Origin of the sequence: Nostoc sp. (assembly GCF_036917535.1) — a bacterium.
GTDB lineage: Bacteria > Cyanobacteriota > Cyanobacteriia > Cyanobacteriales > Nostocaceae > Nostoc.
In genome coordinates this window covers 22,350-36,933 of sequence record NZ_JBALDA010000093.1, presented here as the reverse complement: position 1 = coordinate 36,933, position 14,584 = coordinate 22,350, and the positions used below count along the sequence as shown (strand labels likewise).

At 39.4% G+C, this 14,584-nt stretch carries 12 protein-coding genes; 5 read left to right on the top strand and 7 right to left on the bottom strand.

Going from position 1 to position 14,584, the window contains the following annotated elements; genetic code table 11:
- Positions 1-236: 236 nt before the first annotated feature.
- From V7K56_RS31240 to V7K56_RS31230, 3 genes are all read right to left on the bottom strand, one after another.
- Positions 237-875: a Uma2 family endonuclease gene (locus V7K56_RS31240; protein WP_334917059.1), complete on the bottom strand. Its 639-nt coding sequence runs from the start codon at positions 873-875 to the stop codon at positions 237-239.
- A gap of 106 nt (positions 876-981) precedes the next feature.
- Complete coding sequence (locus V7K56_RS31235) at positions 982-2,217, bottom strand: LL-diaminopimelate aminotransferase (protein ID WP_334917057.1); 1,236 nt, start codon at positions 2,215-2,217, stop codon at positions 982-984.
- A gap of 186 nt (positions 2,218-2,403) precedes the next feature.
- A complete protein-coding gene (locus V7K56_RS31230) occupies positions 2,404-3,765 on the bottom strand; it encodes an NAD(P)/FAD-dependent oxidoreductase (RefSeq protein WP_334917055.1) in 1,362 nt (453 codons plus the stop codon).
- A 236-nt stretch (positions 3,766-4,001) separates the two neighbouring features.
- Here V7K56_RS31230 and V7K56_RS31225 point away from each other — a divergent pair, with 236 nt between their 5' ends.
- On the top strand, positions 4,002-4,349 hold the full coding sequence (locus tag V7K56_RS31225) for a hypothetical protein (protein ID WP_334917053.1): 348 nt from the start codon (positions 4,002-4,004) through the stop codon (positions 4,347-4,349).
- A 61-nt stretch (positions 4,350-4,410) separates the two neighbouring features.
- On the opposite strand, the gene V7K56_RS31220 is transcribed toward V7K56_RS31225, so the two are convergent.
- On the bottom strand, positions 4,411-5,343 hold the full coding sequence (locus tag V7K56_RS31220; RefSeq protein WP_334917051.1) for a GIY-YIG nuclease family protein: 933 nt from the start codon (positions 5,341-5,343) through the stop codon (positions 4,411-4,413).
- A 247-nt stretch (positions 5,344-5,590) separates the two neighbouring features.
- Here V7K56_RS31220 and V7K56_RS31215 point away from each other — a divergent pair, with 247 nt between their 5' ends.
- Entirely contained in the window at positions 5,591-6,475 is an 885-nt protein-coding gene (locus V7K56_RS31215; protein ID WP_334917049.1) for a pirin family protein, read from the top strand.
- 105 nt (positions 6,476-6,580) lie between these two features.
- Here the strand turns inward: V7K56_RS31215 and V7K56_RS31210 are convergent, their stop codons facing one another.
- Positions 6,581-7,501, bottom strand: a complete 921-nt coding sequence (locus V7K56_RS31210) for a DUF4349 domain-containing protein (protein ID WP_334917047.1) — start codon at positions 7,499-7,501, stop codon at positions 6,581-6,583.
- 255 nt (positions 7,502-7,756) lie between these two features.
- Here V7K56_RS31210 and ilvC point away from each other — a divergent pair, with 255 nt between their 5' ends.
- Positions 7,757-8,752, top strand: coding sequence for a ketol-acid reductoisomerase (gene ilvC, locus V7K56_RS31205; RefSeq protein ID WP_334917045.1), 996 nt, complete (start codon positions 7,757-7,759; stop codon positions 8,750-8,752).
- A gap of 346 nt (positions 8,753-9,098) precedes the next feature.
- Here the strand turns inward: ilvC and ovoA are convergent, their stop codons facing one another.
- A complete protein-coding gene (gene ovoA / locus V7K56_RS31200; protein ID WP_334917043.1) occupies positions 9,099-10,436 on the bottom strand; it encodes a 5-histidylcysteine sulfoxide synthase in 1,338 nt (445 codons plus the stop codon).
- Between the two features lie 758 nt (positions 10,437-11,194).
- On the opposite strand from ovoA, the gene V7K56_RS31195 reads away from it, so the two are divergent.
- Both V7K56_RS31195 and V7K56_RS31190 read left to right on the top strand, forming a co-directional pair.
- On the top strand, positions 11,195-12,217 hold the full coding sequence (locus tag V7K56_RS31195) for a glycerophosphodiester phosphodiesterase (RefSeq protein WP_334917041.1): 1,023 nt from the start codon (positions 11,195-11,197) through the stop codon (positions 12,215-12,217).
- A gap of 35 nt (positions 12,218-12,252) precedes the next feature.
- Complete coding sequence (locus tag V7K56_RS31190; protein WP_334917039.1) at positions 12,253-13,428, top strand: DUF3466 family protein; 1,176 nt, start codon at positions 12,253-12,255, stop codon at positions 13,426-13,428.
- A gap of 271 nt (positions 13,429-13,699) precedes the next feature.
- Here the strand turns inward: V7K56_RS31190 and V7K56_RS31185 are convergent, their stop codons facing one another.
- Positions 13,700-14,395, bottom strand: a complete 696-nt coding sequence (locus V7K56_RS31185) for a class I SAM-dependent methyltransferase (protein ID WP_334917037.1) — start codon at positions 14,393-14,395, stop codon at positions 13,700-13,702.
- Positions 14,396-14,584 lie beyond the last annotated feature (189 nt).

Below are 14,584 nucleotides of genomic sequence, written 5' to 3'. Positions count from 1 at the left end.
GGTTTGAGGAAATCATGTTATGTTGACTATTTTGGGCTTTTTAAAGCTACTCTAACTAATAATGTAAAGTTTTGTATCGATATTCAACATTTCTGAATTATCCCAATCCAGTAAATGATAATCCTTCAACAACAATACATCTTTTAGTTGAGGAGCTAAACAAATTTATTCGATAATGCTTATCTTTGAGATTACATCAATTATATTTTCTACCATCCACTGCCTGTTTTTATTTACTAAATCTTCCCTTCCAATTCTTCTAAAGCTTGAAAACTTCCTACTTGCCAACTACGTTCCACCGCAGCAGGGATAATTTGAGTAATCGCTATATCTTCAAAATTAGGACTGGTGTTAGATTTTATATATTTCCCCTCTTTCAGCAAATAAATAGAAAGACTTCCGCTATCGTAAACCCATAGTTCTGGAACTCCGATCGCTTGATAAGCATCAAGAGTAGTTTTTGATGTGACATCAGTTTCAATTGCTAAATCTGGCGGCGGATCATCAGGTTGTAAGCGGCGACGACCAATCATTTGTTGATAATTCTGAATATAAAAGCAAGCATCAGGTTCAACTCCTGCTAAACCTTGCTTTTTAAAGGTGGTGGAACCAAAAGGTTGGTATCTGATATCTTTAGCCTTCAGCAATATTTTGACAATATCAGAAATTAAATCTTTGGGAATTTCATGTTCTGGTAAAGGAGCCATAATTTCTAAAGTACCCTGGCTGTAGGCAATTCGTGTAGTTCTTTTTTCTCCCAATTCTTCTAAAATAGATTCAAATTCTTCCCAGCTAACATCAGGAATTGTCACCGTGCTACCAGGTGCTAACTGCATCTGGCTAACGGGTTTGAAAACGGGGATAGCAGCAGTCACGTCGCTTCGCTCCAATTCAAAATTCAAAATCTATTAGGTTGCGGTGGATAATACAGCCCACCGTAACCTTTAGATTAATAGAATGAGTTTAACAAAAGCGATCGCTCTACACTTTAAACTTCTCGGTAATCCGTTTCATCGCTTCTACCACATTCTCCCGGCTGTTAAATGCTGAAATCCTAAAGTAACCTTCACCCGCAGCACCAAAGCCAGAACCAGGTGTCCCGACAACGTTGACAGTTTGCAGCAACTTATCAAAGAATTCCCAACTGGATAAACCATTAGGCGTTTTCACCCAGACGTAAGGTGCATTCACACCACCATAAACTGATAATCCGGCGGCTGTGAGTTTCTCGCGGATAATTTTGGCGTTTTCTAAATAGAAACTCACCAATCCCTTGATTTGCGCCTGTCCTTCTTCAGAGTAAACCGCTTCGGCTCCCCGTTGGACAATGTAAGAAACGCCATTAAACTTGGTAGACTGGCGACGATTCCACAGTTTCCACAGTTCGACATCGGAACCATCAGCGGCTTTTGCTGTCAGTGTCTTCGGTACTACAGTTAACGCGCAACGGGTTCCTGTAAAACCTGCATTCTTGGAAAAAGACCGAAATTCGATCGCAACTTCTCTTGCACCTTCAATTTCATAAATTGAGTGCGGAAGCGACGGATCGGTGATATAAGCTTCATAGGCTGCATCAAAGAAAATAATCGAGTTATTAGCTTTGGCATAGTCCACCCATGTCTTGAGATATTCCTTAGTAGCAGTTGCGCCAGTGGGGTTATTGGGAAAACAGAGATAAATTAAATCGACTTTCTTTGAGGGAATCTTGGCGGTGAAGTTGTTATCAGCTGTAATTGGTAGATAAACTAAACCCTCAAATTCGCCTTTATCATTGGCATCTCCAGTATTTCCCACCATAACGTTAGTGTCTACATACACAGGGTAAACTGGGTCAGTAACGGCAATTAAATTGTCATGACCAAAGATTTCTAGAATGTTGCCTGTGTCACATTTGGAACCGTCGGAGATAAAGATTTCCGAGGCATCTATATTGGCTCCCCGTGCTTGGAAATCTTGAGTGGCAATTTTTTCCCGCAACCAAGCGTAGCCTTGCTCAGGGCCGTAGCCTTTGAAGGTATTGCGATCGCCCATTTCTTCCACAGCTTTAATCATCGCTGTGCGGCAAGCCTCCGGTAGAGGTTCGGTAACATCGCCAATACCCAGCCGGATGATTTTAGCATCAGGATTGGCTTCTGCAAAGACATTCACCCGCCGAGCAATTTCTGGAAACAGATAACCCGCTTTTAGCTTCAGGTAGTTGTCGTTAATAGTTGCCATAAGTAAATATAAAAAACGCCCTCAAACAGCTTACTGCTAATTTATGAGGGCGGGGAGAAATCAATTCAAAATTCAAAATTCAAAATTCAAAATTGAAGAAAAAGACTGGAGTAGATGTAGCTTCAACTTCCCCCAGAGAAAGAAACCTAACTCCTAATTCCTAACTCTTAACTTAACAAAGCCCAACTAGATATTTACTGGCTGTTTATTATCGGCTGATGTGTAATAAATATTGCGATCGCCAATTCCGAACTGCGTGATTGATTCTTGTCCTGTAATCAATCTTGCTCCCCGATTACGGGTGAAATAGTTCCATGCCCACTGAATCATTACTACTAATTTGTTGTTAAATTCAATTAAGAAGTAGATGTGAATCAACAGCCAAAACAGCCATGCAACGAAACCTTTCAGCTTGATAAAGCCGAAATCGACCACAGCAGAATTGTGCCCAATCATTGCCAAACTACCATAATCGGTATAAGCAAAGGGTGGCAAATTGTTTCCTACAAGCCGCTTTTGGACTAGTTCTGCTACATATTCACCTTCTTGCTTCGCTACAGGTGCAACACCAGGTAGCGGTTTACCATTTTGATGAGAAAAATTTGCTAAGTCGCCAACTACAAAAATATTCGGATGTCCCTTAATACTCAAGTCAGGTTCAACGATAATCCGTCCAGCGCGATCGCATTCTGCACCTGTACGTTCTGCTAGGACTTTTCCCATTGCAGAAGCTTTCACACCTGCTGCCCATAATACCGTTTTTGAGGCAATTTCTTTAACTTCATCGCCTTGTTTGAGGGTAACAATATTATTTTCAATATTTGTTACCAATGTTTTTGTCTGGACAACCACACCCAAGCGCCCTAGAGATGCTTCCGCTTCTTGTGATAACTCTAGTGCAAAGGGTAGCAGAATCCGCTCCAAACCTTCTAATAGCAAAATCTTGGCTTCTGATGTGTCGATATTGCGGAAATCTTCTTTGAGAGTTTGATTTGCCAATTCTGCGATCGCGCCCGCTAATTCTACACCAGTTGGGCCACCACCCACAATTACAAAAGTTAACAAAGCGCGGCGTTTTTCTGGATCGGTTTCTTTTTCTGCGGCTTCAAACGCCGAAAAAATCCGGCTACGCATTTCTATAGCATCTTCTACAGTTTTCAAGCCTGGAGCAAATTCTTCCCAGTTATCTTTGCCAAAGTAGGAATGCTTTGCACCTGTGGCGACAATTAACGTATCGTAAGGTATTGCTTCGTTCCCCACAATCACTTGTTTTGCTTCTGGATCAATATTATTCACCTCACCCAGCAGCACTTTCGTATTCTTGCTCTTACTGAGGACAGAACGCAACGGTGAAGAAATATCCGCAGGAGATAGCGCACCTGTGGCGACTTGATATAAAAGGGGTTGAAATAGATGAAAGTTACGTTTATCAATCAGAGTAACGTTTACTGCCGCTTTGGCCAGTGTTTTTGCTGCATAAAGTCCACCAAAACCACCGCCTACAATGACTACTTTATGGGGTGGATTATTGTCAAGTGAATTTACCATAAGAAATATTATCGTGTACGCCGACTATTGTAACTATTCTTAACAGATTTGTATCAAAATTGTCATCAGATATTTTGTATTGCTCTTTACATTTAAAAAAGCATTAAGAGACCATTTATAAAGTAAATCTTTAGCCGGCTAGACGACGTAACATAAATCGCATCACTTGTAACCCGGATGCGCCAGAGAATTTAGAGTAGTAAGCAAGAGTGATATCAGTTATTGCAAACATTACTATGACTAACTCTCAACCTCCACTGCCACAACCTCAACTAGAAAGAGCAGGAATTACATTTGAGCAGTATGTAGAATTTACTCCAGAAAAGTTGGAACTGTGGGACGGATATTTGGGCTACGGTGGACAAAACCAACTTGGATTTCATTTGGCTGTTTTAAGAAATATGGGACTACTCACAGCAATTCGTCACACAGAGTTGTCACTGTGGATAGAAGCCCTAGACCGTCATCTAAGAGAAAAATTAGAAACACTCAGCGCCCAACCAGAAGTAGCCCAAGCTTTGCTAAATCGCCTGAATCGGGCAATGGAAGATTTAGCAACAGTGGCAGAGTATTTGGAGGGATAGCAATATAAAAGGTACTTTCACTTACTAAGTAATAATATTTCGCTACGGGATTATGAGAATACTACACAGCAACTTGAATTAAGCTGGAATTCTCCTCAAGAATATCTATTTCATCTTGAGATAGTATTTTAGGTTGCATTTGTTGCAGCTCACGCAGCACCATTTCGATATCCTCAATCTTAAGTTTATAGTACTCAGTTAAACTGCCAATGGGATAATTAAAGTCCCGATAGCGATGTTTAAAATATAATTCAATATTTCCTCGGTGTAACCAAGTTCCTAGTACTTTAATAGCAACAGTTTGGTAATGTGCTGCTAAATCTAGTTTGATTTCTGCTAATCGGTCTTTAATCGGTCTAGTGGTTACTCCTATCTTATACAGAATATCTTTGGCTGTTTGAATCTCTAAAAAATATAATGTACAAGACAATATACGTTTAAGTTGAGCGCGGTACAGTTTTACATCAGTGAGTCTGTATGCCAAGTCTGGGGCATTTTTGTACTTGGCATGGTCAAAAGCTAGCTCTAGCTTTAGTAGCTTTTTCAGTAATAGCGGCGACTGCACTTCGTTGAATCGTGTTAACTTTAGCGCTCCAACAGGAATTTTACCCAAATCACTAAATTCATACTCTCTTGGGGTTAAGTATACGTTTTTTCTCAACATTCCTGCTTTTATCAACCCAGGAGTAACTAAGTAGGAACTGATAGGGTAATTTTTGACTCCGTACTCCTGCCAAAGCAGTTTTAACTGTGCCAAATCCTTGCCAGATAACTGAACATTGAAACTATCATACAGTGGCAGAGTTGGAAATTCCCGGTTAGCTACGGGGCGACAAGTTTCTCCATGATGAGCAAAATGGTGTTCTTTTGCCTTGCCTTTTTTAGCAAGTAAACCACCCTGGCAATAAGGACACTTAAGTGAAGTCTTCCCCCTGTTGATATCTTCAATACATATCAATATCCCATCTTCATTTACACCATATTTCAACCACATTGACACACATTCTTGAATAGTTAAAGTTGTTCTTACAAGTTTGCTCCAACTTTTAAAAAATGTATCTATCTTCTGGGCTATTGTAATGTTGATTTGAAGAATCTAAGAGGATGGAGTGAAGCGATCACTCCTGCCAAGATAAGCAAATGGATAGTACAACACAAATAGATAGCTCGCAAAGGTTAGCTTTTTCTTAAACGGATCTACTTATAATAATTTTAGCATTTACCCATCACCCCTATCACTTATGGCAATACTTCAACTGATTGAACCATTAGCCAAAAATTTAGGCGGTTTTTTTGTTCGCCGTAGTTTGCCATATCCTCATCGGCAAATGGTCGGGCCCTTTATTTTTTTCGATCATTTTGGCCCGTCCGTTTTACCGACTAACAAAGGGATTGATGTACGACCACATCCTCATATCAATCTGGCAACGCTCACTTATTTATTTGATGGTGCTATCATGCACCGGGATAGTTTAGGTACTGTACAGTCAATTCAACCGGGTGCAGTAAACTGGATGACGGCGGGTAAGGGGATTGTACATTCAGAGCGCTCTCCCGACAGTGAACGTCACAACGAAGCCACCATTCATGGTATTCAAACCTGGATTGCTTTGCCTGTTGAAGACGAAGAAACCGAGCCAAGGTTTACTCATTATCCTGCCCAAACCCTTCCCACCTGGGAAGAGAATGGCGTTACCATCAAACTCATTGCAGGAGTTGCACATGGTTATACCTCTCCTGTGAAAGTTTTTTCACCCATCCTCTATTTAGATGTGGTGTTATCTGCCAATGCTCACTTCACTATCCCCACTGTTTATTCCCAAACAGCAGTATACAGTGTTACAGAGGGTTTGAGCATTAACGATCAACCGCTAAAGGCATACCATCTCGCCATCCTAGAGCCAGGTCATGAAATCAAGGTTTCTGCTGCTGCCGCTGCTCGGTGTATTGTAATTGGCGGTGAGCCATTGGGTACACGTTATAAATGGTGGAATTTTGTCTCTAGCCGACCAGAACGAATAAAGCAAGCAAAAGCCGATTGGCGCGACGGTTGCTTTGCTAGTGTGCCAGATGAAACAGAGTTGGCTCCACTGCCAGAAGTGGTGACAGAGGCTAATCCTTTATAATAGGCGATCGCCTAAAGCCGTTAACAGGTTTATCTCACTTCAGTTAATGACTAATGACGGTCTATACGGAGTTTGTGCAATATATAGGCGCATTAGCTTACAAGTTTAGTTAGAACTAGTTGACTCTGGTGTTTGTGCCAAACGTGGTGAATGAGTTCGCCGCCAACGCCTAAAGCCATAGACAAGAGCAGCAAAAATTAACAAATAGGGACTGTAAACAATTAACCAAATACCCAGCTTAAGTAAGCCAACGGAAAATGCCCTCAAAGAATGGGTAGAGTTGTTCCAAGTTTCTTGAACTTGCAAACCCAAGGCAGGTTGGGGACTGGTGCTAGAAACTGCTGCTTCTAGATTCAGCGTAATGGTGGAATATGCAACTTGATTTTGTAGGTTTTTGAGTTGGGCATCAATTTGTTCTATTGTTTGTCGGACATTACTCAGTTCTTGGGCAACACTAAGCACATCTCTGACTGAACCTGCCCGATCCATAATTTTTTGCAAATTGGCTTCAGTTTTTTGCAAATTCGTTAATCTAGCTTGGAAATCCACCAGGCGATCGCCCACATCTTCGGCAGTGATATTACGACTCTCAAGAGTGCCCAATTTAGCTAATTGTTCTAGAGTAGGTTCTAGCCGATTCTCTGGTATCCGCAATTGAATTGTTGCTGTGTAACGCGGGTTGTCGTTTTTGGGTTGTTGTTGTTTCAACCCGATTAAATCCCCTTGCTGTTGATTAATAATTTGCGAAACGGCATCAATAGTCCGATCTACAGAGTTGACAGTCAAAGAGATTGCTGCCTTTTTGATGAGTTGAGGACGAGAACGCGCTATTGGTACAGCTTCCGCCTTTTGGGAAAGACTGCTTTCACCAGCAGGTAATTGATTTACTGCGCCACTGGCTGCAATTGGAGGTGCAGACTTATTTGCCATCTGTTTGGAAGAGGCGCAGCTGGTGAAAATTACCCCTCCTAATAACGCACTTATAAATAAAGCAGATGTGCGCGGTAATTTAGTCAAAGTATACATAATCTACCCCCAGATGGATGAAGTTAATCCCAGTATTACTGAGGAAAAACTTAAAATCTGGATTGTTGCGATTTATGTAACAGAGTGTGTCATTTGTTATTTGTCATTTGTCTCTTGATTCCCTGCTCCTCTCCCCATCCCCTCAGTCCAAAGAGATAAATTGAATAATTTATAATTCATCTGTGTTACTCAATTTGGGGTACAATCGTAAGCCTGCCAAGATAATGACGATGCTTGCTGACAGGAGATGCTTCTATGGCCCGGATGTATTATGACGAAGATGCCAATTTAGACCTTTTGGCTGGAAAAACTATTGCTATCATTGGCTATGGTTCCCAAGGTCATGCCCACGCTCTCAATCTCAAAGATAGCGGTTTGAATGTGATTGTGGGATTATATCCGGGTAGTAAGTCAGTAGCAAAAGCCGAAGCAGCTGGGTTAACTGTGAAGAATGTTGCAGATGCTGCCAATGCTGCTGACTTCATTATGATTTTGTTACCTGATGAAGTTCAAAAAACAATTTACAAAAACGAGATTGAACCGAATCTAGAAGAAGGGAATGTGTTAGCTTTTGCCCACGGCTTCAATATTCACTTTGGGCAAGTCGTACCACCAGCTAACATAGATGTGGTGATGGTAGCACCAAAAGGGCCCGGGCATTTGGTACGGCGGACTTATGAAAGTGGTGAAGGCGTACCAGCGCTGTTTGCAGTTTATCAAGATGCCAGTGGTCAGGCACGCGATCGCGCCATGTCTTATGCTAAAGGTATTGGTGGTACTCGCGCTGGTGTTCTGGAAACGACTTTCCGCGAAGAAACCGAAACAGATTTATTTGGCGAACAAGCGGTATTGTGCGGTGGTTTGAGTGCTTTAATCAAAACCGGATTTGAAACTTTGGTAGAAGCTGGTTATCAACCAGAATTGGCTTATTTTGAATGTCTGCATGAAGTCAAGCTGATTGTAGACTTGGTTGTGGAAGGTGGTTTAGCCAAAATGCGCGACAGTATTTCTAATACAGCTGAATATGGCGATTATACCCGTGGCCCCCGCATTGTCACCGAACAAACCAAAGCTGAAATGCAGAAGATTCTCAGCGAAATTCAATCTGGACAATTTGCGCGGGAATTTGTCTTGGAAAACCAATCTGGTAAACCAGGATTTACCGCCATGCGTCGCAAAGAAGCTGAACACAAAATTGAGGAAGTTGGTAAAGATTTACGCGCTATGTTTAGCTGGTTGAAAAAGGCTTAAGCATTGAAGTTGTGCCTTCATTAGTATAAACACACAATGGCTTAGACTTTCTGTAAAAGTCGGGAAAAGGTTATTTCCCGACATTGAAGCAAAACTAGCACTCTTATTAGCGATTGCACCTAATCTAACTTAATAAAAAAGCTGGTTGTGATTTAAACAGCTTTTTTATTAGGATGAAATAAAAAACGCTAAGGCTTAATAACACGAAGGCCCTTTACAGCCTGCTAGCAAAGTTTTTTTCTTACCTAGAGCGTTTATATTTTGAAATTGAGTTTGGTTGATGCTGTAATTAATTTTCAGCACACCATCTCCTAATGTATTGTGCTTTTTAATCGCTGTGTTTATGTTAATCTTTGATATCTTGAGCAATCCGAAAACCAGCGTGCTGATAAAAATTGGGGCGGAACCAGTTGCGATAATATTTTAAAGCTTCTGTACCATTAGTTATCCAACATCCTCCTAACATCATTTGATGTTTATCATCAAAAAAGATGGCAGAATTATCTTCATAAAGAAAATGAGGTTGATATCCTGAAAGAGGGTTTAAGTTATTACTCAACCATTCCCAAACATTACCACGCAAATCGTACAATCCTGAAGAACTTTTGGCTGTTTCTAACATTCCAACGGGACTAGGGGAGCCAAATTTTAAATTGAGATTATAATTTTCGACATCATCTAATAAACTATTACTATAAGTTGCTAAATGATATTCTGGTTCACTCATTAAGCGAGTATCTTTCCCTTGCCAACGACAAAAAGCCATTGCTTCATAATGATTGACTTCTACAGGCCAATCTAGAGGTAAGTCGATTTCATCAAACATGGCTCGATATTTGTAGCTACCATTTTCATGTAACCAAAATTTAGGACATTGAATATTGTATCGATTTTTCCAATTCCAAGATTCTTCATCCCAATATTCTTGATTTTCGTAGCCATCAGCCTTGACAAAATAGATAAAATCGGCATTAGTAATTAGATATTTACTGGCGAGAAAGGGTGCAACTTCAACAGTGCGATCGCCATAATCAATATCCCATCCATAAGTTGAATCATCTAAGGCTTTACCGAATTTTACTACCCCACCAGCAACTTCTATCATTTCGTTCTCAGAAGTATAACCATTAAAAGGGGCATATTGCCAATTTTGAGGACGTTTCACTCTTTCAATAGGCAGTTGGCGAATTAACATCGAAGAAGTTTCAATGTGAATACGTTGGTGTTCAATCCCCATCATTAAAGCCCAAAGGGGATGATTGGGATGAATTGGCAGAGTAATTGGGGTTGTTTTAATTAACTTGGAAATTACAGAATATGCTTGTTCTCGATACTTCCAAGTTTGTGCAACTTGCGGCCATTCCAGATGAGCAATCGCTGCATTCAACTCCTCTGGTTTTTCTGGATCTACTCCAATTTCAAACAATATTTCATACTCTGGATTGAGGCGTTTTTCTAATAATCCCACCTGAATTAATTTATTGATGTAGAAAATAGCTGAATGTCCTAGATAAAAAATTAGAGGATTTCTCAAAGGGTCAGGATTGAGATAAAATGTCTCTTCCCCAACTAGACTTTTCAATAACATATCTTCCAGTTGCCAAGCATTCTCAAAGTAATCAAGGATAACTTGGTTATTACAACTATTAAGTTTTGGAGGTTTAGCAGATTGCAGACTATTCATCGTTAAATTACTATTAGAGAACAATAAAACAAACTAATTATCTATAAATCCGATTTAATTCCTAAATTTACTTGCATGGGTAGGTAACACAGAATAAAAAAATAGATATGTACTGAGTTTTATGAAAACCAAATATGAGTTTTATAGAGTGTGTTAAACATAATTGGATTGAAGCAGGTATCAAATAAGATTCTTAAATATGACAGATTTATTATTTAATAGCAATACTTCTTGTTCAATAATTAGTTTTCCAAATAGTACTAAAACTTTATCTATTTAGTGTAGTATTATTTATTGTTTGACCAATTTAAGAATAATTAAACTATCAGCTAAAAACTAATTCAGTGAGAATAAACATAACTATATTATTAAAGGTAAAAATTCTTGAAACTCATGCCATTGATAAATTATAACTTTTTTAGACAGTTTTATTTGTCTTGACTTATTTAGAGTTAAGTTAAAAATAATTGTAGGTTGAGTAGCGATCGCAAGACTAAAACTACTTTTTTATGGTTTCGATAAAGAACTAAACTGTATTGAATTATGAGTTTTTCAGGCTCTCAATCGATGTATTGGAACTAGATTTATACACCTTTAATACTTACTAACGTAATATAGTTAACCCAATACGGTTGACAAACTGGTTGCTCAAGGATATCTATTAGTTGACGTAAGGGCTACAGCATCAAACCCTAGTAACGCACTGCTTCTTGACGACATGGTACAAATAACTTGCTTGTGTGTAGGTGGGTAAAGTAATGACTAGAACTTTGCAAGACGCATCTCCAATTATCATTGCCCACCGAGGTGCTAGCGGCTATCGTCCTGAACATACTTTAGCTGCTTATGAGTTAGCGATCGCACTAGGGGCTGATTATATTGAACCTGATTTAGTTTCCACCAAAGATGGTATTTTAATTGCTCGTCACGAAAATGAGATTTCTGAAACCACCAATGTTGCAAGCTATCCAGAATTTGCTCACCTGCAAACCACCAAAATAATTGATGGCGAATCAAAAACTGGCTGGTTTACTGAAGACTTTACCCTAATAGAACTGAAAACACTACGAGCTAAAGAGCGAATTCCCCAACTGCGATCGCAAAATACCGCCCATGATGGACTTTTAGAAATTCCCACGCTCCAAGAAATCATCGATTTAGTCAAGGTTAAAAGTGGCGAAATTAATCGGACAATTGGCATTTACCCAGAAACTAAGCACCCAACTTACTTTCAATCTATTGGGTTAGCCCTAGAAGCACCCCTACTTGCAACTTTAACAGCCAATGGTTATCAGGGATCTAATGCACCTGTTTTTATTCAGTCTTTTGAAGTAAGTAATTTACAAGATTTATCCACAAAGACTGATTTACCTCTAGTGCAATTGTTGAATAACAGTGGTAAACCTTATGATTTTGTCGTTAGTGGCTGTGAACGCACCTATACAAATTTAGTCACAGCATCAGGTTTAGCAGAAATTGCTAAATATGCACAGGCGATTGGGATTCATAAAAATTTACTGGTTCCTAGAGACAACAATGGTAAATTGCGTAGACGCGGAGCGGCTTGTCGCCAGATATCGCCTACATCTTTGGTAATTGATGCTCATGCGGCTGGTTTGCTAGTTCATGTCTGGACTTTCCGCAATGAAGACTGTTTTTTACCACTGGATTTTCAAGGAAATCCTCAAGGTGAATATGAACTATTTTTCAACTTAGGTGTTGATGGCGTATTTAGCGACTACCCAGATACGGCAGCTTGCCACCCTACTGTTCAGTGGTAATTTAATAGGGTAATAGAAAATTACGGCAAAGTAACATGGTTTTATTTAAGTGGAAATCTTGTATAACAGCAATAACCTTCACCACAATCAGTCTTATTGCATCCAAGTCGGCATTGGCGGTATCTTTATACTCAGTTATTGACTTAGGCAATCTTACAGGAGAACCTTTCAGTTACGCTACAGATATTAATAACTCAGGTGAGGTAGCTATTAATACTTTAAGGGGTTCTTTTTTTTACAGCAATGGTTCGCTCCAAAAAATTAGTCCTTTACCTGGTGATAGTCAACTTGCAGTGAGTGGTATCAATAACTTGGGGCAAGTAGTTGGTAATTCCATCGGTAAGACCGACAGTGATAATAACATCTTTATCTACAGTGGTGGAACAACGCAAAATACCGGTCTTAAAGGCATTCCTTATGCTATCAATGACTCAGGTGAGGTGGTTGGCGGTACAAGTGGTGGCGGTATATTCCCAAAACTTGCCTTTCCCTACGGAGCCGCTTTCCTATACAGTAATGGTACGACTACTATTATTAACAATAATTTAAAAGAAAATTATGTTGCCTATGGCATAAATAATCTAAGTCAGGTAGTTGGCATTTTCGGTTATTCCAACCAAGCCTTTTTATCCGACAACGGTATAATCACTAATCTCGGTACCTTCCCTGGTGACAAGTACAGTCAAGCAAACGATATTAATGACTCAGGACAAGTAGTTGGTAGTTCGGGACTCACTGGCGTAAGTGATACTCGTGCTTTTTTGTACAGTTCCAGCAAGGGACTCCAAGACCTCGGTAGGTTACGTCCTACAGATTTATTCAGTACTGGTTTGGGGATCAATAATTTGGGTCAAGTAGTCGGGTTTTCTGGCACTGATAATAACTTTTTTGCCGCAGATGGCAATGGTTTACGGGCTTTTCTTTATAGTGATAAGACTCTGTACGACTTAAATGACCTGATTGCTCCTGGTTCAGATGCTGGCTTTACCTTGACAGCAGCATCTGCCATTAATAATAATGGACAAATTGTCGGTCGTGGTGCAGTTAATGGTGAATTACATGCTTTCCTCTTAACGCCAACCTCATCTGTCTCTGTAGCTGAACCAACTTCAGGCTTTCCTATTTTGTCGTTCGGTGCTGGTGTAATTTTATTAGCAACGTTCAAGCTCAAATCTCGCTCTAGCAGTGCACCCATAGAACAAAGAAGTTAATGCAATAACTTCAAGCAGAAAAATAATCAGTTGGGAATATGCATTTATAAAAATGCTTGTTGAAAATCTTTGAGATATGTCTCTAGGCCGAGCTTCGAGACACATCGTACTTTAACCTGAGTTCGGGATAAGCTGAAATTTTGATTTGGTCGTTAATTTTCACAGTGTGAAACCCTTATTCTTTCGTCCAAGCAATCAAATTTGAGTCCTTAACCCGAACTGACGTTACTTTCGGCAAGGGATGACATCACTGCTAAGTTGTTCTCGATTTTCACAAACTAGTCATCACCTGAGCTAATTGATTAGATAAATCAATTACAGACTCCTGGCATTTTTTAAATAAAACTCCAGCTAAAAAATAGTAATTGCCAGAATAAAATGCCATCTGATTTTTTTTGAGTTTTTCGATGTGCTTTTTTACCTTGGGGTCAGAGCTATAGTAGCCAAACTGCAAAGGTAATATCATGAAGTTTTGAACATAATAACCATTTTGTTTTGCTACCTTCAACGTATTGATTGGATTAGAAAAGCTAGATATTAAAACCAATACATTTTCATAATCTAATGATAAAAGCTTGTTGGTAACACTGGCTCCATCTACACCACCAAATAAGAGTGGCATATAAATATTGTTATCTGGTGCGGGGAGATAGGGTGGATTGGCTACAAGATACTCGGCATCGGGTTGAAAAGAATTAAACAAAGATGAATTGTGAATGATGTATTTATCAGTGAGATTGTATTCATCGATAGTTGAATTTGCGACTTTCCATGCAGAAGTATTTAATTCAAATCCCTGGATGACTCCATCAAACTTGTTTCTCAATAAGGAATTAATTACAGGGCTGCCATCTCCTGAACCAAACTCCACAATAGATTCAGAATTTTTACAATTTCTAATAACAAAATTTTCTAAGCAATTTGAGTAGAAATTAGATTCTTCAGGACAAAAAAAGATATCTTTCATTTGACTACAATTCAACGGTAGTGTATAATCAATGTACTAGGAGGTTATTTATTACCTTGTATTCAGGCAATAAAAAACAGTTCCTTTAGCAAAAGGATGCTAAAGAAATTTGTTTGCAGGAAAATTAGCAATAAAATGACTTAGTAATGTCAAATTAAAATAATGCTAAAAAATGCTAAAAATAACCTG

What these genes read in the sequence shown, in the direction of transcription:
- V7K56_RS31235 (WP_334917057.1), bottom strand. Translation starts at nt 2,217, where the DNA reads ATGGCAACTATTAACGACAACTACCTGAAGCTAAAAGCGGGTTATCTG.
- V7K56_RS31230 (WP_334917055.1), bottom strand. Translation starts at nt 3,765, where the DNA reads ATGGTAAATTCACTTGACAATAATCCACCCCATAAAGTAGTCATTGTA.
- V7K56_RS31225 (WP_334917053.1), top strand. Translation starts at nt 4,002, where the DNA reads ATGACTAACTCTCAACCTCCACTGCCACAACCTCAACTAGAAAGAGCA.
- V7K56_RS31220 (WP_334917051.1), bottom strand. Translation starts at nt 5,343, where the DNA reads ATGTGGTTGAAATATGGTGTAAATGAAGATGGGATATTGATATGTATT.
- V7K56_RS31215 (WP_334917049.1), top strand. Translation starts at nt 5,591, where the DNA reads ATGGCAATACTTCAACTGATTGAACCATTAGCCAAAAATTTAGGCGGT.
- V7K56_RS31210 (WP_334917047.1), bottom strand. Translation starts at nt 7,501, where the DNA reads ATGTATACTTTGACTAAATTACCGCGCACATCTGCTTTATTTATAAGT.
- ilvC (WP_334917045.1), top strand. Translation starts at nt 7,757, where the DNA reads ATGGCCCGGATGTATTATGACGAAGATGCCAATTTAGACCTTTTGGCT.
- ovoA (WP_334917043.1), bottom strand. Translation starts at nt 10,436, where the DNA reads ATGAATAGTCTGCAATCTGCTAAACCTCCAAAACTTAATAGTTGTAAT.
- V7K56_RS31195 (WP_334917041.1), top strand. Translation starts at nt 11,195, where the DNA reads ATGACTAGAACTTTGCAAGACGCATCTCCAATTATCATTGCCCACCGA.
- V7K56_RS31190 (WP_334917039.1), top strand. Translation starts at nt 12,253, where the DNA reads ATGGTTTTATTTAAGTGGAAATCTTGTATAACAGCAATAACCTTCACC.
- V7K56_RS31185 (WP_334917037.1), bottom strand. Translation starts at nt 14,395, where the DNA reads ATGAAAGATATCTTTTTTTGTCCTGAAGAATCTAATTTCTACTCAAAT.